This window comes from Enterococcus dongliensis, assembly GCF_031927985.1.
Classification (GTDB): domain Bacteria; phylum Bacillota; class Bacilli; order Lactobacillales; family Enterococcaceae; genus Enterococcus_A; species Enterococcus_A dongliensis.
Genome location: NZ_JARPZC010000007.1, coordinates 1 through 24779 on the forward strand (window position 1 = coordinate 1; position 24779 = coordinate 24779).

Here is a 24779-nt window from a genome sequence, read left to right on the forward strand (position 1 = left end):
ATTTTTTGGACTTAACTGTTATAAAATATTTTTTTGATTTAGCTAATTTTCACTTGACTCTATATAGTTAGTCTTTCTAATAAAATCACTCGTTAAAAACAACATTTGGCGTTTATCTTTACGCTAACAGTGCAGCATTTTCCCGGTTTTTCTTTTTTAACGACCTTTGTTCTCATTGTAGCGATTATCCTCTCCTTGTTCCAACAAAAAGGTGTGTCTCACTTCCGTAAGACACACCCCATAATCAATCTAGTTCTACTTTTCCTGTATACAATTGATAATACATTCCGCGTTCTGCTAACAAACTCTCATGATCGCCGCGTTCGATGATTCGACCATGATCCATTACCATGATGACATCTGAATTCTGGATTGTCGATAAACGATGGGCAATCACAAACACGGTACGCCCTTCCATCAAACGATCCATACCCGACTGAACGATACTTTCTGTTCGCGTATCGATGCTAGAAGTTGCTTCATCCATAATCATTACCGGCGGATCAGCAATCGCTGCTCTTGCAATTGCCAGCAATTGACGTTGCCCTTGCGACAATCCTTCTCCGTCACCTGTGATTACCGTATCATACTTCTCAGGCAAATGCTGGATGAAGGTATCTGCATTTGATAATTTTGCGGCTTGATAAACTTCTTCATCTGTCGCAGTCAGATTCCCATAACGAATATTTTCTTTGACCGTACCAGTGAACAAATGCGTATCTTGCAAAACGATTCCTAGAGACATGCGCAACGAATTTTTTTCGATCTTCTTGATATTGACTCCATCATAACGAATCTTACCATCTTGAATATCATAAAAACGATTAATCAAATTCGTTATCGTTGTTTTACCAGCTCCGGTCGCTCCTACAAACGCGACTTTTTGTCCAGGTTCGGCATAAAGATTGATGTCATGCAACACCAATTGTTCATCATTGTACCCAAAATTAACGTCTTCAAAGCGAACATCTCCAGTTAGACGGACATAAGAAGTTGTTCCATCTTCATGCGGATGTTTCCATGCCCAGATACCTGTCCGTTCGTTGGTTTCAATCAGTTGTCCTTCGACTTCTTTGACATTTACAAGAGTGACATACCCATCATCAACTTCCGATTCTTCATCTAATAATTGGAAGATTCGGTCTGCTCCAGCCAATACCATAATCACAAAATTGATTTGCTGAGAGATCTGGCTGATTGGGCCATTCAACGAACGACTGAGTTGCAAGAATGCCGCAATCATTCCTACTGTTAAAGCAGAGATACCATAAACAGCAAACAAACCGCCGATGATCGCAACTAAGACGTATTGGATATTCAAGAGATTCATCATGATTGGCATCAGACTGTTAGCCATCCCGTTGGCTTTTGTTGCACTTTCTTGTAACTGGTTATTGATGACATCAAAATTGGCGATTGCTGCCTTTTCATGATTGAAGACTTTCACCACTTTCTGACCATGCATCATCTCTTCAATATAACCATTGACTTTGCCAAGCGAGCGCTGTTGTTCGCCAAAATAGCGTCCGCTGCGATTAGTGATGAAGCGCAGTGTCACAAACATCAATGAAACTGAAACTAAGACAAAACATGTTAACGGAACACTCAATGAAAACATCGCGATAAATACAGAAACAAACGTTACCAATGCCATCAGTAAATTGGGGATACTTTGTGAGATCATTTGACGCAGCGTGTCGGTATCATTAGTAAAATGACTCATGATATCGCCATCTGCGTTTGAATCAAAATATCGTAACGGCAATGTTTCCAGATGATTAAACATTTGATCACGAATTTTTTTCTGTGTTCCTTCCGATACTTTCACCATAATCAAATTATAGGAAAGAGTTCCTACAACACCAACGATATAGATTAAGGCCATTGTTAAAATCGCTTTTAATAAGCCAGTAAAATTCGGATTCTCTTGACCGATTAACGGTGTGATATGCTCATCAATCACGACTTGTAAAAACAACGATCCACGTACATTGGCAAATGCACTGATTAAGATCATAAAAAAGACAATGATCAATTGGACCTTGTGTTCTTTCGCCATGATTTTCAGCAGTCGTTTAATCGTTCTTATCGGACTAGATTTGGCTGCGAGTTTTTTATTTATCATGTTCACCAAATCCCTTCTGTTGAGAGCTAAAGACTTCTTGATAGATTACATTCGTGGCTAATAATTCTTCATGAGTCCCAACCCCGTTAATCTTTCCATCATCCAACACGATGATTCGATCAGTATCTTGGATTGAACTAATCCGTTGAGAAATAATAAATGTCGTCGTACCAGGAATCTCTTTAGCTAGACCTTCACGAATCGCTCGATCCGTTTTGGTATCGACTGCACTGGTGGAATCATCTAAAATTAAAATCTTAGGTTTTTTCAATAAGGCCCGGGCGATTGTTAGCCGCTGTTTTTGCCCGCCGGAAACATTGTTCCCACCTTCAGAAATCATCGTGTCATAGTTGTTTGGAAATTCTTGAATAAAGGGATCTGCCTGTGCAATCATCGCAGCGTGTCTTACTTCTTCTTCCGTTGCATGTGCGTTGCCCCAACGCAGATTTTCTGTAATGGTTCCACTGAATAAGACATTGTTTTGCAAAACCATCCCGACTTGGTCTCTCAGTACTTCTAGATCGTAATCTCGTACATCGTGACCACCGACTTTGACTTTTCCATGTGTCACATCATAAAGACGCGGGATCAATTGTACCAGACTAGATTTTGAACTGCCAGTACCGCCGACAATCCCGATTACTTCACCAGATGCAATCGTTAAATCAATATTTTCTAAAACCAATTTGTCCATATCGTCTTTATAACTAAAACAAACATCTTGAAATTCTACTGAGCCATCAGGCACTTCTGTTAGTGGCGCATCCCCGTTTTTCAAGTCACTTTCTTCACTTAGCACTTCGGTGATCCGTTCAGCAGATGTCCGAGCAATCATCAATTGAACAAACGTCATCGACATCATCATCAGACTCATCAAAATCTGCATCGTATAGTTGAACATACTGACCAACTCACCAGTTGTTAAATCTCCTTTGTCCACGATCAATTCAGCACCTAACCATGAGAGCAATAACATGCAGGCATAGACCGCTACTTGCAAAAGCGGCATATTGAATGCCACGATACGTTGCGCTTTCGTGAAATTATCAAAGACTTTTTTTGATACTTGGCTGAATTTTTCTTCTTCATATTCTTCTCTTACGTAAGATTTCACGACCCGGATTCCTTGAAGATTCTCATGGACCACACTGTTCAATCGATCATACGTCCGAAAAACTTTTTCAAATAAAGGATGGGCAAAGCGAATAATCAAGCCTAATCCTATGACCATAATCGGGACAATCACTAAATAAATCATCGATAATTCCCGATTGATATGAAACGTCATCGCCAATGAGAAAATCAAAATTAATGGTGAACGGACCAAGATTCGAATCACCATTTGATAAGCATTTTGAACATTCGTCACATCAGTCGTTAAACGGGTGATTAAACTTGAGCTAGAAAACCGATCAATGTTTGAAAAGGAAAAACTTTGGATTCGTTCAAACAAATTATGACGCAAGTTTTTAGCAAATCCAGCCGAGGCGATTGCTGCCGTCCGACCGCCTAATGTACCTGTTGCTAATGCGAACAACGCACATAAAAACAACAACCCGCCATAACGCAGGATCGTATTGGAATCACTTTTTTCAATGCCATGGTCGATCAATCCAGCCATGATCAATGGCATAATTACATCCATCAAGACCTCTCCCATGGTAAATAACGGAGTCTGCAAACTCTGTTTCTTATATTCACCGACATTTGTCAGTAATTTTTTTAACACATGCTCACGTCCTTTCACTAATAATTACTCCTTATAGTATAGAGACTTTTTCTTAAAAACTCTATTAAATGCTACCTTTCCCCGTAAGAACAGCAGCAAAAATGATCGTTGATTCTACCTAGTCTAAAATAAAAAAAGGGGAGTCATCCCCTTAAATATTTTGTCAAAAATGAAGAATCCATTTTGACAGTTCACGTAAACTGTCGACTTGTTTTTATCGAACATTTTTTACAAATGAACCAATAGAAGAAAGGTCACTCTCTGTTAAAAAATCATCCACAATCTTTAAATTGCCATAAGAATAATTTTTGATTGGATAATTTGCTACGACCAGATCATACTTCTTGAAACTTTCATCATAAGAAAAATCTAAAGCAGAGCCTCGATGAACCTCAATTGCTACCCGATAATAAAAATGACTGCGGATCAGCTCAGCAATCATTGCTGCATGCCCTTCCCCTGAATCACTCACTACAAAAATCTTCACTTTCGCCGAGTGGATATCTAATGAACGAGCCAACCCTTCCCATTCTTTGAACAAGACAGTCAAAACTGAGAAATAAAATTGACTGAACCAAGGATCACCGCTTTCACGCTCCATTTTTAACAATAGCTGATGGATGTATTTTGTGAAATGTGGGTATTGCAGTTTCGCATTCCGCGAAAAATACGCCGCAGAATCAAACAAAATGGATCGTTGGTAAGGACAGACTTGATAAGCCGCATGGATCTGCATTAATTTTTGTAAGATGGTCTCCCGCTGATCTTTTGGTAAAGAGATTTCATAGACCAACTCTATTTCTTTTAAGAAATTAACTAGATACTTCGCACTTACTTGGCAGCAAGGGTCCACTTTAGTAATAAAGTAGTTGCAAAACAAACTGTTCGCCACTTCATCATACCAACGCTCAGTCACATGATATTCTGAATCTTGCACGATTTGATCTGCTATCGTTCGCAAGGTTAAAACGTTAGTGATCACTGTCGGATTCAAGGCTAGTTTTTCACATTCTGACAAGATAAAACCTTGCGAAGTTCGAACAATAATCACAGCCAGTAATAACTACTTTCAAGTATTTCACGGTCATTATAAAAAATCCCGAGGGCACGACTAGCCTTGCGAATAAAATTAATGATCTTCCCGCGTTCTAAGTCAAAGGGCCATTCGTTCAATCCATATTTTTCTAAAAACAATTGGACATAAAAAATCCGGACCCACCGTTCTTCTTTAGCAGTGACACGAAACGGTTTGCGTTCAAGGATCAGCCCTTTTTCAGCTAGGACTTTATCCAGTTGTTTGACCATTCGATAAAAAGTCGCTTCACTAATGAACAGCTCGTTAATCCAATAATCAGTATCTTCATTTGGTTGAAAAAAGATCCGTTCTAAAAAAGTAAAGGCTTCAGATTCATTCATTAAATTCCATGCCAATTGCCGCGTCTTATTATGCAACGCATCATTTAATCGTAAGCCATTTGTACGAGAGTACTCGATACCAACATGCTCTCCCCAAAATTGATTGATCGCTTCTACATCAGATAACACCGTTTTGGTAGAACAATCTAATAGATCCGCAATCATTTCTGGATTCTGCCATCCAATCAGATCTCGTAAAACACCTATGATGGCCAAACGTCGCTGTGTGGTATTTTTAAGTAATCTCCGCACAAACATTCCCTCCCAACTCAATTGTCATTGTGCCACAATCATTTTTTCTACATTATTCTTTTGTTATGATATCATAAGATGACACGATAAATCGCATAAGTATCGACTAGAAACACTTTAAAAATCACAAATAATATATTTACTTAATGAGGATTATTTTCAGTATTCTTATTGTTCTTTCGTTTTAAAAATAAAATCGCTTATTGAGCAGCAAAAACAGCGAGGAAGAACACCATAGTGTATTCTTCCTCACTGTTTCAAAAGTGAGTTGATCTTTTTATGTAAGATTTGACGTAGCCACAGACATCGTTTCAATCCCGACACTGATTCGTAAAGCCGCATCTACTTCTGCCATCAAACAGTCATCCAAATGGCAAACTTTTTCTTTCAAACGAGTTTTATCAATCGTGCGAATCTGCTCTAATAAAATCACTGAGTCTCGTTCGATTCCCGTACCATTTGATTTGATTCCAATATGTGTTGGTAATTTAGGTTTCGCCATTTTCGCTGTGATTGCGGCAATGATGATCGTTGGACTAAAATGATTTCCTAAATTATTTTGGATCACCAACACCGGACGAATCCCTCCTTGTTCAGAACCAATAACTGGCGATAAATCTGCGAAATAGATATCACCACGCTTAATCATAATTCTCCTCCCAAAGTTCAGAATTTCTTGTTTTTATTTTTGATAAATTCGCGGTACACGCTCTGAAAGCGTACAACAAACTTCATAATGAATCGTTCCCAGATGATCCGCTACGTCTTGCATCGTGATTTCTTGATCTTTGCTCTTGCCGATCAAAGTGACTTTAGTACCGACTTTAAATTCCCGCGGCAAACGGATCATTAATTGATCCATACAGACACGCCCAATCGTTTCACAAAACTCACCTTCCACCAACAACGAAAAACCTTGCATCTTTCGCAACCAGCCATCCGCATAACCAATTGGAACTGTACCGATCCATTCTTTTTTTGGTGTATCATATGTTTTTCCATAACCTACACCTTCCTCAGCTGGTAATTCTTTAACTTGGATCAGTTCAGAGAGTAATTCCATCGCTGGTTTTAACGGATAGGTTTCGGCTAATTCATGGCCGGATGGATTCAATCCATACATCCCCACACCATAACGGATCATGTTGCCCGGCATTTCTTTGTCGTGCCATAAGGCAGTTGCACTGTTACTAGAGTGGACATACCGCGGCAAGTGATCCAGCGCATCAATCACTGCATTAAAGCGAGCTGCCTGTTTGTACCAATAGGAAGTATCTTGTTCATCTGCTGTAGCAAAATGAGTAAATAATCCTTCCCAAAGCAAGTTAGGCGAAGCTTCAATAATTTCCACTGCTTCTTTGACGGCATCAGGTGTTAAAAATCCAATCCTTCCCATTCCAGTATCAGCCTTGATATGAATTTTTATTGGCGTTGTTGTCTTTGCTAAATCTTTTAATACTTCTTGAGCTTCAATCAACCATTCTTTTGTCGCTACAGTAATCGATAAGTCATAGTCTACAACTAACGACAAATAACTTGGGAAAACAACACTTAATACTAAAATCGGTTCCGTAATACCTGCTTCTCGCAATTCAATGGCTTCATCCAAAGTGGCCACACAAAAACCAGTAGCACCTGCCGACAATGCAATCTGTGCTGTAGCTACTGCGCCATGTCCATACCCGTCAGCTTTTACTACTGCAAATAACTCAACTGATTCAGGCAAACGTTTTATTTCATTTTTAATATTTTCACTCAATGCTTTCTTATGTATGATAGCTCTCGTAGGTCGATGATACGTTACAACCATAAACTAAGTGTCCTTCTTTCTATTCTTCCAGCAATACTTGTGCGATCGCTAGTTCCTCTGTATGGGTCAAACTGACAAAAACGTTTCCCTGGTGAGGTGATTTTGTAAAGGCGGGGGCACCATTGTCATTTCGTAAAATTTCCAAATCTTGAAAGCTGACTTTTCCAATACCGGTTCCCCAGGCTTTAGAAAAAGCTTCTTTACATGCGTACCGGCCTGCTAAAAATTCTACCTGACGATGAGGAGAATGGCTAGCAAAAAGGGTCTGTTCTGCCGGAGTTAATATTCTTTCGACAAAATGCGGGCGACGTTCAATAATTTTTGCGACTCGTTCCAACTCAGTCGCATCGATCCCGATTCCTTTGATCATACTCTCAACCCTTTCAGTAACATCTTTATTTTACCAAAGACTTATTTAAATGCTATGTTTTTTTCAAAGAATTCTTTTAAAATCTCTTTAACTAAACAAAAAAGCCATCAATCAAAAAGATCGATGGCTTTGCTGATAGATTAATCGTTTGAATTTGAACGGATCACAAAGCCGCGTTTTTTATCGTTGCTGCGGTTTGTATTTTTATTGTTGCTATGTTGTTTGCTTCCGCCATAGTTTTTGTTTTTATTGTTGCTGCTATTACGATCACGATCTTTGCGGTAGTTGTCTTTGCTGCGACCGCCGCCACGGTTATTACCACCACCGCGATTGTTGCCGCCACTACGTTTACCGCCGCCACGATTGAACCCGCCTTTTTTATTTGAAGGCAATGGACGTTCCGGCGTGATTTTTACTGGTACAGCATCAGCAGGATCTTTCGCTGTTGTCTTCAACAATAAAGCAGCTAGTTCCTCTGGTGAATAAGCAGCCAGTAATTCTTTTGCTGATTCATTGTATTTTTCCAAGCTGTCGGAATTTTCTTCCATTTGGCTTTGGATTTGTTCCATCGCTGCACCTAATTGACCTTTGAATGCTTCTTTTTCGGTCGGTGGACGCAATGGATTCATCCGTTTTTTCGTTAGGTTTTCAATGACATGTAAGTAACCCATTTCGTTTGGTGTAACGAACGTTACTGACATACCGCCCTTACCTGCACGACCTGTACGGCCAATCCGGTGAACATAACTTTCTGGATCTTGTGGAATATCGTAGTTGTAAACATGGGTAACGCCAGAGATATCCAAGCCACGAGCAGCAACGTCTGTCGCTACTAAAATATCAAGATCGCCACGCTTAAACGAACGTAAAACACTCATCCGTTTTTGTTGTGACAAATCACCATGGATTCCTTCAGCTTTGTAGCCACGAGCTTCTAGACCGCGAGCCAATTCATCTACACGACGTTTAGTCCGTCCAAAGACGATTGCTAAATCTGGTGTTTGAACATCAAACAAACGAGTCATGATATCGAATTTTTCATAATCTTTTCCACGAACATAATATTGATCGATCAAATCAGCAGTCATTTCTTTGGCTTTGATTTTCACATGTTCAGGATCTCTCATAAATTTAACGCCGATTTTTTTGATTGCATCTGGCATTGTAGCTGAGAACAACAAAGTTTGACGTTCGGCAGGGACTTTACTGATAATTTTTTCGATATCTTCTAGAAAGCCCATGTTCAACATTTCGTCTGCTTCATCTAAGACCAATGTCTCAACTGTTTCTAGTTTTAATGTGTGACGGTTAATATGATCGAGCATACGACCAGGTGTACCAACAACGATATGCGGACGATCTTTCAATCCACGAATTTGACGACCGATGTCTGCACCACCGTAGACAGCTTGAACGCGAATTTTTTTGTCGCGGCCTAGACGATACAACTCTTCTTGTGTTTGAATTGCTAATTCACGGGTTGGTGAAATGACTAATCCTTGTAAAGCATTGTTCGTTGTATCAATTTTATCCAGCATAGGTAAACCAAAAGCAGCGGTTTTACCAGTACCAGTTTGTGCTTGTCCAATAACATCTCTTCCGTTTAAAGCTAATGGAATCGTTTGTGCTTGGATCGGTGTTGCTTCTTCAAAACCTGCGCGTTCAACCGCGAGCAATAGTTCTGGTGATAATTTTAGTTCTTTGAATTTCAAATGATATCCTCCTAATGTCTGTTGACCTTATCATTTAGAGCGTATGGTTTGGTATCTGCGTTTAGTCTGCAACTGTCCCTTTAGTTGCCGTCCTTGGCGATACTACCGAAAAACCGCTCCGCGAAGTCAGGCGGAAGGATCATCTCTCACAAAAAGTGGTTGCGACATCGTTCAATTGAAAAATGCCCCAACCGCTTCTCAAAAATAATTGGTAAGCCAGCGATCTATTCACTAGCGAATCTTTAATTTATTGGATGACTCATTCAATCATTACTTCATTTCTCGGCAATGGCTCATTCTAGCACATCATTTCATTTTCTGCAACTTTTCACTACGCCTGCAAAAATTCGACAACTTCAAGCAAGCCCATTCCATTACTACCTTTTAAAACAATATTGTCATTTGCTTGTAAATTATTTTTAACAGTTTCCATCATTTGCTGTTTTTCTTCCCTATTGAAATAATGTACAGCTAATGTCGGGTAACGATCCGCTAAAGCTACTTTCAAACCTTTCATGTCTTCACCATATAAAAAGATTTCTTGAAAATCTTGATCATTGATATGTTTTACCATGCTCGTATGCAGTGAGAAAGATTTATCGCCTAGCTCTAACATATCTGCCAAGACTGCCAGACGACGACCTTCTGTAGGCAGTTTAGCAAAAGTATCTAAAACTAGCCCCATCGCTGTTGGGTTGGCATTATACACATCACTCAAAATATCTGCACCATTTGCAGCTTTCAACCACTGCGTTCGATTTTGTGTAACTTGTACGTAAGCTAAGCCTTGAAAAATCTCGTCGTTATTCAGCCCAAACCAACGACCGATTGCTATAGCAATCAACGCATTTTGAACATTGTAACTACCTGGTAAAGGAATTTGATACCCATTGTCTTCCACAGAAAAAACAGTAGCACCTTTGTTCTCATTCAAAATCGTCGCTGATAGATCTCCTGCTTGAATGCCGACGGTTTCTATCGTTTGTGATAACGAACGCGTGCGCTCGGTCAGTAATGGCTCATCTGCTGGGATAACCAATAATCCATCTGCTGCTAGTCCCGTAGTGATCTCCATTTTTGCATCCGCAATCTTTTCTCGCGAGCCTAAATTTTCAATATGGGCTTCGCCAATAATCGTGATTGCCGCAACATCTGGTTCAGCTAGTTCTGATAAAACACTAATCTCTCCTGCATGGTCCATGCCCATTTCCAAGATCAGTTTTTCAGTTCCTTCTGGCATATGCAAGATCGTGTAAGGCAGTCCGATGTCATTGTTATAATTTCCTTGTGTTTTATATGTTCGAAATTTTTGATTGAGTACCGCTTCGGTCATATCTTTGGTCGTTGTTTTGCCATTTGAACCTGTAATCGCAATCACATCAGGATTTTCTTCCAGTAAATAGTAGCTTGCTAACGCTTGAAAAGCTAGCAAAGTATCTTTGACCAAAATAACTGCGATCTCTTCAGGAGCTGTTGCAGGATCTTGACTCCATAATGTCGCTGTTGCACCATTTTCAATCGCTTTGGCTACAAACTCGTGACCATCATTCGTCCCCTGTAACGGGATGAACAAATCGCCTGCTTCAATTTTTCGTGAATCGAATTCGACACCAGTAACGGTCACCTCATTTTCCGTCAATACTTCACCTTGAACGGCCTTGCTGATGATTGTCGTTGTAAAATTCATGGTGTTCCTCCCATTTTTTGGTTTCTGACTTTAAACGATTCCGCAAATACGTTGATTCGATTTAAGCCAACTCGGTTGGTAAAACATTAAAAGGAACTTGAGGCATCATTCATACAGAATCATGTCTCAAGTCCTGTTGTGATTAAGCAGTCTGTCTGATTATTCAAAAGCGGCTTGCTGTTCGTAGCGTTTCAATCCTAATTGAATCAACTCTTCAATCAAGTCGCCGTATTTCAGTCCCATGTTTTCCCATAATAATGGATACATACTGAATTCTGTAAAGCCGGGCATTGTATTTAATTCATTTAAGAATAATTCATTTTTGTTGGTCAAGAAAAAGTCACAGCGACTAAGTCCTGAACCGTCTAACATCGTATAAGCTAGTTTGGCAAATTCACGGGCTTTTTGCATCACATCTTCAGGTACTTCTGCTGGTATCGCCATTTTGATTGTGTTGTCGATATATTTAGCATTGTAATCATAAAACGCAACCTCTTTTACGACTTCTCCAGGCAGTGTCGTCCGCACATCATCATTACCTAAAACGGCAACTTCAATCTCGCGCGCATCGATTCCTTGTTCAACCAATGCCCGAGAATCATACCGATACGCTTCTTGCAGCGCATTTTGTAGTTCTTCTCGATTTTCTGCACGCGTGATCCCGACACTTGAACCCATGTTAGCTGGTTTAACGAACATTGGATACAACAGTGTTCCTTCACATTTTTCAAAAATTTGTTTTGGATTTTCTTTCCATTGGTTCTTTAACACAGGTACATACGGTACTTGAGGGATTCCGGCAGCTTGCAAGATATACTTAGTCATGATTTTATCCATGGCACAGGCACTGGCCATTACGCCCGCCCCAACATAAGGCATGTTCAATGTTTCTAAGAAGCCTTGGATCGTTCCGTCTTCACCATTTGGTCCATGCAAGACGGGAAAAACGATCGCGTTTTCTTCTTTGATATCACCAGGATCAATTACTTTTCCGCTGAATCCTTCAACTTCATGACCTGCTGTATCCCAAGTCAAACGCAATGTTTCGTCTGTTTCTGGTGCTTCCGTTAATAATGGACCTTTGACCCATTGACCGGTTTTATCGATATAAATAAGTTGTACTTGATAATAATCAAAATAAACCGCAGAAATAACTGAAAAGGCCGACAAAATCGCAACATCATGTTCTGGACTTTTCCCACCATAAAGTAAAATAATTTTCAAATGAATATCCTCCATTACTTTCTGATCCCTAATATTTTAGCACAAAAATCAAAATCCCCAAAAAGAAATTTTACAAGTATGACAAAGCTTATCATTTTGATTACACTAAAGACTGTTGAATCAAGCTTTCTAGAACTTCTTTAAACTGTTCCCGTTCAACGTTTGTGAAAGGCTTAGGGCCTTTTGTCCGTTGTTTTGCTTGGCGCATCTTGCTGCCGATGAAACGTTGTGTCAATAAAGCATCGATATTCATCTGAGTATATTCCATTCCGGTCTGATGTAAGACATGGGCTGCTTTTGCCAATGTTAACGAAGCAAGCCCGTAGTCTTGAGTGATTAAAATATCTGTTGGCTTAATCACTGAGACGATCTTGAAATCCGCCGAATCTGATCCACGATCGACATAGATGAACCTTACAAAATCAGGGTATTCTTTTTTTGAATAATGATCGATACTTGTTACGATCACTACTGGTATTCCATATTTTTCAGCGACTAAAATCGTCGTGTCTTTTACTGGCGATCCATCACCATCAATGATCAAACGCATGTTATCAACCTTCCCAATTACCAAGACTCATTAAGTAAGTCATTTTTTATCATACCTATTGTTACAAGGATTACAACTAGATGCAAGCGTGTTGAGTAAAAACCGCTCAAAAATCCACGGCTTTTTTAACGAACAAAAAATACTTGCTAATTGTTAAAATCAATTCTAATAAGAAATCCAGGTAATTGCTTGCTGAAATTCTTCGATTAAGTGAATTTTTTTATATTCAGTAAATGCTGCTTGATGTTTTTTCAATAAGCTTCGCATTTTCATAGGGAGATAGATCTCTGCCAATTGATTATCTAAAACAAAATCTCGAGTAATCTTCCACTCATAGTAATACCCCAATGGTCGACAACTGTAAATCGTCCCATAAAAGGTTTGATCGTCAAAACGGCGATGCGTATGACCGAAGACTACTTGTCGAATGTTATCATACCGATCTAATAAATTCCCTAAGGATTGTGACCCTAAAAAAGCATTTAATTTGTTCCAAATTTTGTAGTCACCGTTTAGACGAACGATGAATTCTGTTTTAGGGACAAAATGCGTCACTAGTATCACTTGATAGTTTTTACGAGCTAATTCATCTAAGACATCCTGTAATTGCCGCAAAATTTCTTGCATGACAGTAGGATCATCTGCAAAGCGTTCGATCACTCGATCAAACCAATAAATATTTTTAATCGAGCGATTTTTCTGCGGATCATTTGACTCAGAAAAACTATAATCATACCAGCCATTTAATCCTAATAACACTGTCTTTTGATTAAGCGGGAGGTAACGAAGATTCAAAAAATGGCTGTCAGGATAATGTTCGATCATCTGCTCGCCTTTGACAGTACCCATTTCATGATTTCCCAAATTAAAAGTTGTCGGCAGCCCGTGATGCCGGAAAAAATGGTTGACTGCTAATGCTCGGTCGATTCTATTGGCCGTATCACCAGCAAAGTGTAACCGTGTTGCCTTTTGTTCTTTTAATACACTAAAAAGTAATGCTAGCTCATGATCACCAAAGTGATTGATATCTGCATGTAAATCAGTAATTACAGCTAATTTCCCCATTTTACCGCCTCCTTTTTTACTTTACACAAACTAATCTCAGAATGCGAATCAAATGCTAGTCAGATCACAAGGAAGTTTACAGATATGCTATACTTAAATCAATGAAAATCAAAGGAGGGAAATGTAATGATCACTTATCAAAATTTACAAACCGATTTATTGCAAGCGCTTGATTTACACATTGATATTTTAAAAGAAGTCGATGATATTGAAAAAGATGAACTGCCGGGGTTTTTATTTATGATGCGAAGTTTAGGATTCATGCTTGATCGAGCGCCCTTGGTCCTAGCTAGCAGCGACGATGAGGAAATGCGCTACATGATGTTCCAATACTATTGTCTATTAAAGGAATTAAAATTTAATCTGGCGATGAGTTTTCCCCACGCTAAAATCCAAGGCAAGCCTTTAATCGATACAGTCAATCGTTTTCCTGACAGCTACGAAAAAGAGATGAAAACTTGGTGGGAAGAAAAAACAGGACTGACTGTCGAAGAAACCAAACAAACAATCGAGTTAGTCGAATGATCCATAACTAAATGGATCATTTAAATGATCTGCTGAGCCCCAGCTAGTCAATGGAAATGAACGGGAGGCGATCACATGCGTATCGCTGTATATTGTGGTGCACATCTTGGCGCTGATCCAGCGTATCAAAAAGCAGCTCAAGAATTAGGTGAATGGCTCGTTGCACATGATCATGAACTAATTTACGGCGGCAGCAAATTAGGATTGATGGGCGTAGTTGCAGACAGCGTTTTAAATAAAGGCGGAACAGCAATTGGGATCATGCCAAAATTTCTGAGTGATCGTGAGCGGGTGCATCCTGGATTGACCCAGATACTCACTGTAGCTGACTTAGACGAACGCAAAAAAATGATGATGCAAGAAGCAGATGTTTGTCTCGCTTTACCTGGCGGTGTAGGTACCTTAGAAGAAATCAGCGAAGCTTATTCATGGATGCGTGTTGGGCAGACACATAATCCTTGTATCTTCTTTGATGTAAAAAATTATTATTATTTATTGCAAGCGTTTTTTGATCAGATGGTCAAACAAGATTTTTTATCTCAAAAAGATCGTCAGCTCGTCTTATTTTCTGAGTCTCTATTTGAGATTGACACCTTCATTCACAATTATTACCAAAACAACATATGATTCCAGATAAAAAATATCCGAACTATAAGATGAAAAGCAACTGTTTCGCGCAGAAGCAAGACCTCTATAGTTCGGATATTTTCTTTTATCACAAGTTTCTTTGATTAAATAGCCATTTCAGGATATAAGAAGCGTAATACATCGATGGTCAAGCGGCGACTCTGTCCAATATACGGATAGATATGCATGTGCATCATTGGATTGAAATTGGCTTCAATGATTCCATAGTCTTTCGCAGTTTCATAAGGCTTCTCTTTATCAGGAATGATTAAGTCAATTCCGCTGATGCGTGCGCCTAAGACCTCCACTGCATCGACAGCTATCTGTTTGTAACTCTCGTCCATTTCATCTGTCACGTCAATTGAATCTCCACCTGTTGAGACATTTGAATTTTCTCGCAAGAAGACTTGTTGGTCTTTGTCAGGGATACTGTCTATACGAAAACCTTGCTCTTTTAACATCAATTGTTCCAAATCACCAAGTTGGATTTTTTCCAAAGGAGCTCGATGATTGGTACCTCGTAATGGATCGGCATTTTTAGCTGCAACAAGTTCTTTAATCGTTTGTTTTCCGTCACCGATAACATTGGCAGGCGTCCGCAGCAAGACTGCTTTTACTTGATGGTCAATCACAAAGAATCGGTATTCAGTTCCCTCTAAGAACTCTTCAATAATCACTTCATCATCTTCAGCAAATGCAAGGGCTAAACCGGCATTAAAGTCGTTGATTGCTGGTTCATTTTTAAAAATCGTGATACCTAGACCGTAATTTGTTGACTTTGGTTTGATAACAAATGCTTTTTGTGCAAAACGTGGATAGGCTTTTTTGGCTTCAGCTATTGATGCGAACGTCTCCCCATGAGGCACATGAAAACCAGCGCGTTCTAATACGATCTTAGTCACTGTTTTGTTTTCCATCAACAAGGGTGCAATATATGTATCCTTGCTAGTCATATTGCCATTTTTCACTAATTCTTGATGATTTTTATGCTGTAGTTTTACAAATTGATCTTGTCGATCCAATACTTCAGTCTCGATTCCTTTTTGGATCGCATCAAACAATAGACTTTGCGTTGATAATTCCATTTCTTGAAATCCCGCCAACTGGTAAGGATGTGCCCAAGCTTGATTATAAAACTGAAGGCCAAGTTCAGTTGCTACTACTGCTTGTCCTTTTGTTTCATCTAAAGCCAAAATCCTAGCTGCAAACGTCTCTGCTGGATGATTGAGCCAGCTTTGATATTTCTGCAGCAGATCGCCACCTTCTAATGATAATTCATCAATCATTTGCAACATCTCTGCAAAAATAGCATGCCCTTCGGCAACATACGCAGTTGTTTTTGCTGGGTGTTCTAACGAAACAGCATCACTGATGCGATTTCCTTCTGCTACCCATTCATCAGCTGGTAACTTTTCATCGGTCCACAATAAATAAAGCATGAATAAATGGAGAAATTCAATCTCATCTGAACTGATTCCTACACGTTCAAAAGGATTCAAATCAATATTTCGTAATTCCACGTAACGAATCCCTGTATGGAACAAATCCGCTACTTTTTTACCACCGCGCATCCGAATAGGCGCGTAGAATTCTTTTTCTTCTGATAAACGTCCTTGTGCCACATTTTCTCCCAGCTCTTCACTGTATCGAGCCAATGTTTCATAAGAGACTTTTACATCGGGCTTATTTACGTAGCCATAACGGCTCGTCCGAATACTGCGAACAGGTTCTTTGGGCCGATCTGCGCCATCAAAATAACGAGCTTCACTTAACGGGCTCGCACCAAATAAATACGTTATCAACCAACGATAACGCAAAAAATTGCGGGCGATTTTCATATATAAACGGGTCTTAAAGTTTTCCATCAAAACTTCTTCCGTTTGAGCTAAAAATAATTGTTCAACCAAATCTAAGCCATATTCAAAATTGAAATGAATACCGCTCACCATTTGTTTTCGTTTGCCATACTCACGTGCTAAATAGCGTCGATACAAAACGTCTGCATGGTTTTCCAATTTTGCAATCTGAATATCTTCCTCTTTTTCAGGAAGGGCTGGCGGCATTGAAAAAGGCCACAACATCTCATCTTCTGGCATACTTCGTTGTGCCACATCGTGAATTGCTTCTAAACTAGCTAACACCTCGTCAACAGATTCAGTGACTGGTGTGATCAACTCTATTTGAGATTCAGAAAAATCGGTCTGGATATACGGATGGAAGCTTCGACTTCCCACAGAAGTTGGATGATCGGTCCGTACTAAATGTCCTTCCAGCGTGACTCTTTGACTTTCCTTTTCAATCCCATAACGTGCTTGCAGCAAAAAAGGTTTGACCTTTTCTTGTATCATCATATCTTTTGTATTCATTTGTCCATAGCCTCCCATGCTACATTATATAGAAGAACCTCCAGAAACAGAACGGAAATGCTTGAAAAAAATACAAACAGACGAACATTAAAAAAATACGACAACCTGGATTTAGTCCAGCTCGTTTTTATTAAACGTCTCTCGTTCTTCCGCAAAAAAGGCTGTGACATATGTCACAGCCTAACAGCAGTTTTCAAATAAATCAGCGATAATTTTTATTCTTCTTTTAACAATCCTTTGAACAATCCTACAGCAAAATCATTTGAATCAAATACTTCCAAATCATTGATCCCTTCGCCTAGACCAACTAGTTTCACTGGCAGATGCAATTCATTACGGATTGCTAAAACAATTCCGCCTTTGGCCGTTCCATCGAGTTTCGTCAAGACCAATCCCGTGACATCAGTTGTTTCTTTGAATTGGCGTGCTTGGACTAACGCATTTTGCCCGGTCGTCGCATCCACTACTAATAAAACCTCATGGGGGGCTGTTGGAAATTCACGTTGAATAACTCGTTTGATTTTTTCCAATTCATTCATCAAATTGACTTTATTTTGTAAACGCCCAGCCGTATCGATCAATAAGATATCGTAGTTTTCATTTTTAGCTTTATCTACTGCATCAAAAACTACTGCTGCTGGATCTCCACCAGCATTGCCACGAACAACTTCCACACCTGAACGTTCACCCCAGACGACTAACTGGTCGATTGCGCCCGCTCGGAAAGTATCCGCTGCTGCTAATAGAACTTTTTTGCCATCATCTTTGTATTGTTTGGCTAGTTTTCCAATGCTGGTAGTTTTCCCTGTTCCGTTAACGCCGACAAATAAGATTACACTCAAGCCATCAGATTGTAAATTGATTGCATTATTTTCATTGATGCCTTCTGCTTCATAAATGTCTACTAATTTCTCAATGATGACATTTTGAATTTGTGCCGGCTTTTTAGCATTTTTCAATTTGACTTCTTGCCGCAGCGAATCCGTCAACTTAATCGCCGTATCAAAGCCGACATCTGCACCGATCAATGTTTCTTCTAATTCTTCAAAAAAATCCTCATCTACTCGACGGAAACGAGCAAATAGTTCATTCATTCGTTCGCCAAATGATTTACGAGTTTTTTCTAACCCTTTGTCATATTTTTCCTGAACGGTTTCTTCAATCGGTTCTTCAACTGGTTCAGGTGAGATTGCAGCTTCTGAGGATGAAATTTCAGGCAGCTCTGTTTCTTCAGCTAACGATTCAGTCGCCTGTTCTGCCTCTTCTAACTCAGCAGATGTTTGAGCAGATTCAATACTTTCTGATTCTACTTCTTGCACTGGCAAATCTGTTGACTCTTCTGGCTGTTGTTCAACAGTGTCTTCAACAAGATCAGTCATTTTCTCTGTTTTTTCGCTAGGAGATGCTTCCTTTTCTGTTTCGGGCGCTTGCTCTGCTTCTGGCGTTTGTTCTGTGTCAATCGTCTCTACGCCTTTATCAGCATCTACCTCAGAATTTTCTTGATCTTCAATGACCTCTTCTGGTTTTTCAGCTTCTTTTTCGCCAGTAAAGGCTTTTTTTATACGGTCAAATAATCCCATCTAAATCCTCCCTTCATTCAATTCCTTCAAATCATCAAATACAAATTTTTGAATGGCATGAGCAACACCATCTGCTTGATTGGTTCTTGTGACAAAATTGGCAGCGGATTTTACACCATCAGTAGCATTTTCCATCGCTACACCCATTCCTGCATAGGTAATCATTGAAAGATCATTGGCTTCATCACCTAGCGCCATCATTTCATGAGTCGCGATTCCTAGATGTTCTCCTAAGACTGACAGACCAAACGCTTTAGTCACCCCTTTTGGCATGAATTCTAACAAATTGGGACGTGTTTTAAAAATTTCAAATCGTTCATATTCCTCTTCTGGAATCAAGGCGATCTTTTGATCCAAATATTCAACGTCAATTGCTGCAACAACTTTATTGTACAACATATCTTCTGTTAATGCGTCAATCGTTTTAGGAACAAACGTCAATGCCTTATTCAATCTTGGATAAATAGAAGGATGTTCCGCTGCTGTTGCCAATTGGAAACATAACGCATCCGATAAGACATCCGTTGGCAGCTCAAGATTCATCAACAACTGATAAATGTGTTTCACATCTTCCAAAGGCATTGCGGATTTACCTAAAATCTCACCGGTATTGGTTTGGATCAATCCACCATTGAATGTGATCGAATAATCATTTGCATCCAGCAGATTTAGTTCTGCCAAATACTCTTTGATCGCGATCAGCGGACGTCCTGTACAGATTACAATCTTTACACCGCGTGATTTTGCTGCTGCTAATATTTTTTTATTTGTGTCAGAGATGGTCTTTGCATCTGTCAGCAATGTCCCATCTAGATCAATCGCAATTAATTTTATCATTCCAAAGAATCCCCTTTCTTTACTTGGAATTTCCCATCTTCTTTTACTTCTTCCAGACGAACTGAGATCATCTTGGAAACACCGGATTCTTGCATCGCTACTCCATAAAGTACATCAGCAGCTTCCATCGTTCCTTTACGATGCGTCACGACGATGAATTGCGTATCGTTTTGGAAAGAACTTAGGTACCGCCCAAACCGCGTGACATTGGCTTCATCAAGTGCTGCTTCAACTTCATCCAAGACACAAAACGGTACTGGTCGTACTTGGATAATCGAAAATAATAATGCGATGGCTGTCAGCGCTCGTTCTCCGCCAGAAAGCAGTGATAAACTTTGGAGTTTTTTTCCTGGTGGCTGTGCTTCGATTTCAATCCCAGTATTCAACAAGTCATCCGGATCAGTCAATACCAATTCAGCACGTCCTCCGCCGAACATATTCGGGAAAACTACATTGAACTGGTCACGAATCGCTTGGAATGTCTTGTAAAAACGAGTCTTCACTTCATCATCCATCTCACCCATCGTTTCAAACAATTGTTCTTTTGCAGATAATAAGTCATCTCGTTGAGTCGTAAGAAACTCATATCTTTCCGATACTTGTTTATATTGTTCGATGGCATTCAAATTGACCGGCCCTAGTTTTTCAATCGCTTGTTTTAAACGGTTGACTTCTACTTCTGCACTGTCTTGTTCAATTTCAAGATCAGCACGAGCTTCGGCACCTTCAAAAGTCAAACTATATTCTTCTTGCAAATATGTCAGCGCGTTGTCTAGTTTTAATTCGTATCGATTTTTTTGAACATCGGCTTGTGACTGCCGAGCCAGTAATTGTTTCTGTTCACGATTAGCTTGAGTCAGCGCGTAATCAGCTTGATCAATTTGCTGCTGTTCTTGTTGCCGGGTCTCTTTCCAGAGCGTCAATTGAGCTTGTAATTGTTCTCGTCCACTGCTTAATTCCGTTAGACGTTGCTTCAAACTCTCTTCAGTTTCTTCATGTCCAGTCGAATCACTGGAAAGTGCCAATAATTGATTTTCCAGACTTGTGATTTGACTAGTCAATTCATTGATTTGTCCTTTGAAGCTCACCGCTTGGCGTTCTAAATATAACAATCGTTCATCTAAAACCGCGTAATCGGCTTGTAAGCGACCTAGTTGGGTATTGATGCTGGTTCGTTTTTCCTCTAACTGATCACTTTTTTCATTCAATTGCTGGATTTCTTGATTGATTTTTTCTTGTTGGACGTGTAAGTCAGTTTGTTGAATCTCTAACGCTTCTTTTTGCGTGTGATAATCAGTCAAGAAACTTTCCAACTCTTTTACTTCATAAGAGAACACTGCTTGTTCTTTTTGTAAATGAGTTAATTCCGTATGGACACGCTCTTCTGTACTTTGTGCTTCTTGATAAGCCAATCGCGTCTGTTCACCTTTTGTTCGTAAACCTTCGATTGATTCGGTCTGTTCGGCAACTTTTGTTTGCAATGTACGAACTTCTTGCTCTTTTATTTGCAAAGCCTGATTGATCTCTTGAGAGCGTTTGGTCCATTCTGCTAATTCATGGCTTTGATTAAACAAATTGCCACGATTACCCTGTTTGGTCGCGCCGCCAGTCATAGAACCTCCTGCATTCATCACGTCGCCTTCTAAAGAGACTACTCGAAATTGATAACGTAATTGACGAGCAAGCTGATTGGCACTAGTCAAATCTTGAGCAATCACGATCGCCCCCAACAAATTTTGCATAACAGGGGCTATCTTTTCTGAAAAAGAAACCAGCTCACTAGCTATTCCGACAAATCCTGGTACATCTTTGATTGCTTCATACTGATGCGTGCCTAGACTTCGTGGTTTGATTGTTGTCAACGGCAAGAATGTCCCTCGTCCGCTTCGTTGTTGTTTCAAAAATGTGATGCCTTTTTGAGCATCTTTTTCACTTTCCACGATAATATGCTGTGCTGCGGCACCTAAAGCTGTTTCGATTGCTAATGTGTACTCTTTGGGTACTTCAATCAACTCTGCCACTGCACCGATAATCCCATTTAGTTGATCTTTATGTTGTAAAACGCTGCGAACACCTTGATAAAATCCACTGTAATTTTCTTGGATTTCCTGCAAACTTTTTTGTCGAGCACGGGCTTGCTGCACTTGACTCATCAGATCATACATCTGCTGCTGATCTTTTTGCAATCGTTGCTGCGCTATTGCCTTTTCTTCAACCAAACGATGGTACATTTCTTGTTCTTTTTTCAATTGACTTTCAAGCGCCTGGGTTTTAGCTTTTGCTGCTTGTCGTTGACTATTTAATTGTGCCAACTGTTCGCCCAATGCTTCGTATCGTGTGACGCTTCGCTGATTTTTCGTTGTTTCTTGTGTGTATTGTCGCTCCAAGTATTTTAATTCATTACTGACGCTGGCTGATTCTTGCATCAGCTCTACATACGTCCCTCGCAGATCTTCCACTAATTCTTTGGGAGATTTTTGATATTTCTTTGCTTGGGCAGTCAGCTGTTGGATTTTTTCTTCCAACTCAATCTTTTCCGTTTGCTTACTGAGCTGCTGAGCTTGGATGTCTTGCAAGTCTAGTTGGACTGCTGTTTTTTTCTTACGCTGTTCAGCTAATGTCGTTTGGTATTCAGCACTAGATTTTTGCGTATTTTTGGAACGTTCCTTCAATAATTCTTTTTGACCTTCTGCTTGTTTCAGCGCCTCTGCCAAATACAATAATTGCTGCTGTCCAGTTTCCACTTGTTCATCTAGCTTACTGCGTTTTTCACGCAATTCACCTAATTGGTTTTCCGTTTGCTGGATGAAGCGCCCTTTTTCTTCAGCCCTTTTTGCTAATTCATCAAAATCAGACTTGGCAGTTTGCCAATTAGTGCGGGTCTGCTTGATTTTTGTTACAGTCAAACTGACATCAGCGGCAGTCAATTCCTTTTTAAGCGTCAAAAACTCCTTAGCTGCTTTACTTTGCGCAGCTAAAGGAGTCAGCTGATCTTCTAATTCATAAACAATGTCTTGAACCCGACTTAGATTATCTTCTGTCTCAAAAAGTTTCTGCTCTGCTTTGCGCTTGCGTTGTTTGTATTTTAAAACACCAGCCGCTTCTTCAAAGATTCCTCGACGATCTTCTGGTTTACTGGCAAAAATTGCTTCTACTTTTCCTTGGGAGATGATCGAAAAAGACTCTTTTCCCAAGCCAGAATCCATAAATAAGTCTTGGATATCTTTTAAACGGCAAGCTTTTTTGTTAATAAAAAAGTCACTTTCACCAGATCGACGATAGCGTCGTGTAACGCTCACTTCACTAAAAGCTAGTGGCAAATAATGGTCGGTATTATCCAACACCACCGTTACTTCTGCAATGTTCAATGGTTTTCGTGATTCAGAACCAGCAAAAATAATATCTGGCATCTTTCCTCCACGTAAGCTTTTGGCCGACTGCTCTCCTAAAACCCAGCGGATCGCTTCTGTGATATTACTTTTTCCGCTGCCGTTTGGTCCAATCACCGCTGTCACACCTTGCTCGAACTCGATTTTCGTCCGTTCAGCAAAAGACTTGAAGCCTGCAATCTCAATTCTCTTTAAGTACAAAATGTTCCTCCTAAAATTTCATAAAAAGGCGTCACGAATCGCCACGCTTTGCTGACAGCTAGTCCATTCAAAGCAGAGCCATTCGTTTCGCCAGGCAGATAAAGAATTTCTTCTTATACTTCATTTCCTTCTATCTAGGAAAGACTACTTTGCAGCAATTTTTGTCAGAGCTTTTTCTGCAGCATCTTGTTCGGCTAATTTCTTAGATTTCCCTTGACCTGAACCAATCACTTGATTGTCCGCCGATACTTCGATCGTGAAGATCCGATCGTGAGCCGGTCCTTCTTCATTCACTAAACGATAATCAATCGACACATCGCCGCCTTTTTGCAAGACTTCTTGCAGCCGAGTCTTATGGTCCATTTCTCGCGTAAAGACACCGGCTTCGATTTTAGGAAAAACAACGGTTTGAATGAAGTGTAATGCCGTATCATAGCCTTGATCCAAATACAACGCGCCTAAAAAAGCTTCGAATAAATCACATAAAAGTGCTGCACGATCACGCCCACCGGAGTTTTCTTCGCCTTTTCCTAGTAGAATATAATGATCAAAATGACATTCTTTTGCAAATTTTGATAAACTTTCTTCCCGGACAATCGCTGAACGCAGACGCGTCAAACGGCCTTCCGGTAAGTTTGGGTAATGATGATACAAATAGTCCGATACTTGAATTTCTAAGACAGCGTCCCCTAAAAATTCTAACCGTTCATTATCCGAAATGTTCATGTTACGGTGTTCATTCACGTATGACGAGTGGGTAAACGCCTGTTCCAATAAGTTGACATCGTGAAAAACAATGCCGTAATTTACTTTCAATTCATTGACTAACTGTGTATCCATGGGCTCATTCCTTTTTTTGAGATTTCCATCACGCCTTATTATACTGTTTTTTCCATAAATTTTAAATCAGAAGTCGTGATAGTAAGAAATTTTCAAAGAATCGTTGGCTTTTTTTCAGAAGAGATTATGAACTCTGATGTATCTTTAGACGAGAATTATTGAAATCCGCCGATATGAAACAAAAAAGTACACCAGCTTTAGCTGGTGTACTTTATGTTAAGCTTGGTTGTTTTTCATAATGTAATCAACTGCCGCTCCAACTGTTTCAATTTGTTCAGCATCTTCATCAGAAATCTCTGTTCCGAATTCATCTTCTAATTCTAAAACAAATTCCATGATACTGATTGAATCTGCATTTAAGTCGTCTTTGATACTCAATTCTAGTGTTACCTTATCTTTATCGATTTCAAAGTGATTTGAAATGATTTCAGCAACTTGGCTAAATACTTCTTCACGAGTCAACAACATTCACCT

General features: G+C 39.7%; 18 protein-coding genes and 1 pseudogene. 2 read left to right on the forward strand and 17 right to left on the reverse strand.

Annotated features, from left to right (window positions below):
- Window positions 1-244: 244 nt before the first annotated feature.
- The 11 genes and pseudogenes from P7D84_RS06630 to P7D84_RS06685 form a co-directional block, all read right to left on the reverse strand.
- On the reverse strand, window positions 245-2125 hold the full coding sequence (locus P7D84_RS06630; protein ID WP_311805752.1) for an ABC transporter ATP-binding protein: 1881 nt from the start codon (window positions 2123-2125) through the stop codon (window positions 245-247).
- Window positions 2115-3854 carry an ABC transporter ATP-binding protein gene (locus tag P7D84_RS06635; protein ID WP_311805754.1) on the reverse strand — a complete coding sequence of 580 codons (1740 nt, stop codon included), beginning with the start codon at window positions 3852-3854 and terminating at the stop codon, window positions 2115-2117. The genes P7D84_RS06630 and P7D84_RS06635 overlap by 11 nt, the downstream gene beginning before the upstream one ends.
- Before the next feature lie 214 nt (window positions 3855-4068).
- Window positions 4069-5528, reverse strand: a pseudogene (locus P7D84_RS13915) (AcpB/EbpR/MafR family transcriptional regulator).
- 271 nt (window positions 5529-5799) lie between these two features.
- Window positions 5800-6171, reverse strand: a complete 372-nt coding sequence (locus tag P7D84_RS06650; RefSeq protein ID WP_311805667.1) for a type II toxin-antitoxin system PemK/MazF family toxin — start codon at window positions 6169-6171, stop codon at window positions 5800-5802.
- A gap of 33 nt (window positions 6172-6204) precedes the next feature.
- Entirely contained in the window at window positions 6205-7332 is a 1128-nt protein-coding gene (gene alr, locus P7D84_RS06655) for an alanine racemase (protein ID WP_311805669.1), read from the reverse strand.
- Between the two features lie 19 nt (window positions 7333-7351).
- Window positions 7352-7702, reverse strand: coding sequence for a holo-ACP synthase (gene acpS / locus P7D84_RS06660; protein WP_137603735.1), 351 nt, complete (start codon window positions 7700-7702; stop codon window positions 7352-7354).
- Window positions 7703-7842: 140 nt separating this feature from the next.
- A complete protein-coding gene (gene cshA, locus P7D84_RS06665; protein WP_137603736.1) occupies window positions 7843-9414 on the reverse strand; it encodes a degradosome RNA helicase CshA in 1572 nt (523 codons plus the stop codon).
- A 331-nt stretch (window positions 9415-9745) separates the two neighbouring features.
- Entirely contained in the window at window positions 9746-11101 is a 1356-nt protein-coding gene (locus tag P7D84_RS06670) for a UDP-N-acetylmuramoyl-tripeptide--D-alanyl-D-alanine ligase (RefSeq protein WP_137603737.1), read from the reverse strand.
- Between the two features lie 159 nt (window positions 11102-11260).
- A complete protein-coding gene (locus P7D84_RS06675) occupies window positions 11261-12325 on the reverse strand; it encodes a D-alanine--D-alanine ligase (RefSeq protein ID WP_311805671.1) in 1065 nt (354 codons plus the stop codon).
- A 100-nt stretch (window positions 12326-12425) separates the two neighbouring features.
- Window positions 12426-12875, reverse strand: a complete 450-nt coding sequence (locus tag P7D84_RS06680) for a YaiI/YqxD family protein (protein ID WP_137603739.1) — start codon at window positions 12873-12875, stop codon at window positions 12426-12428.
- A 165-nt stretch (window positions 12876-13040) separates the two neighbouring features.
- Complete coding sequence (locus P7D84_RS06685) at window positions 13041-13940, reverse strand: putative phosphoesterase (protein WP_137603740.1); 900 nt, start codon at window positions 13938-13940, stop codon at window positions 13041-13043.
- Window positions 13941-14066: 126 nt separating this feature from the next.
- Here P7D84_RS06685 and P7D84_RS06690 point away from each other — a divergent pair, with 126 nt between their 5' ends.
- Together P7D84_RS06690 and P7D84_RS06695 are read left to right on the forward strand one after the other, a co-directional pair.
- Entirely contained in the window at window positions 14067-14465 is a 399-nt protein-coding gene (locus P7D84_RS06690; RefSeq protein ID WP_137603741.1) for a hypothetical protein, read from the forward strand.
- Between the two features lie 75 nt (window positions 14466-14540).
- Window positions 14541-15092: an LOG family protein gene (locus tag P7D84_RS06695; RefSeq protein ID WP_311805673.1), complete on the forward strand. Its 552-nt coding sequence runs from the start codon at window positions 14541-14543 to the stop codon at window positions 15090-15092.
- A gap of 104 nt (window positions 15093-15196) precedes the next feature.
- On the opposite strand, the gene gshAB is transcribed toward P7D84_RS06695, so the two are convergent.
- The 6 genes from gshAB to acpP form a co-directional block, all read right to left on the reverse strand.
- The gene (gene gshAB / locus P7D84_RS06700; protein ID WP_311805675.1) at window positions 15197-17458 is read right to left on the reverse strand and encodes a bifunctional glutamate--cysteine ligase GshA/glutathione synthetase GshB; all 2262 of its coding nucleotides are present in this window, start codon (window positions 17456-17458) and stop codon (window positions 15197-15199) included.
- Between the two features lie 215 nt (window positions 17459-17673).
- Window positions 17674-19038: a signal recognition particle-docking protein FtsY gene (gene ftsY / locus P7D84_RS06705; protein ID WP_311805677.1), complete on the reverse strand. Its 1365-nt coding sequence runs from the start codon at window positions 19036-19038 to the stop codon at window positions 17674-17676.
- Window positions 19039-19875 (reverse strand): Cof-type HAD-IIB family hydrolase, encoded by an 837-nt coding sequence (locus P7D84_RS06710; protein ID WP_311805679.1) that lies wholly within the window; start codon window positions 19873-19875, stop codon window positions 19039-19041.
- Complete coding sequence (smc, locus tag P7D84_RS06715; RefSeq protein ID WP_311805680.1) at window positions 19872-23465, reverse strand: chromosome segregation protein SMC; 3594 nt, start codon at window positions 23463-23465, stop codon at window positions 19872-19874. The genes P7D84_RS06710 and smc overlap by 4 nt, the downstream gene beginning before the upstream one ends.
- A 144-nt stretch (window positions 23466-23609) precedes the next feature.
- Entirely contained in the window at window positions 23610-24305 is a 696-nt protein-coding gene (gene rnc / locus P7D84_RS06720) for a ribonuclease III (protein ID WP_137603747.1), read from the reverse strand.
- Window positions 24306-24521: 216 nt separating this feature from the next.
- Window positions 24522-24767 carry an acyl carrier protein gene (acpP, locus tag P7D84_RS06725; RefSeq protein WP_137603798.1) on the reverse strand — a complete coding sequence of 82 codons (246 nt, stop codon included), beginning with the start codon at window positions 24765-24767 and terminating at the stop codon, window positions 24522-24524.
- Window positions 24768-24779 lie beyond the last annotated feature (12 nt).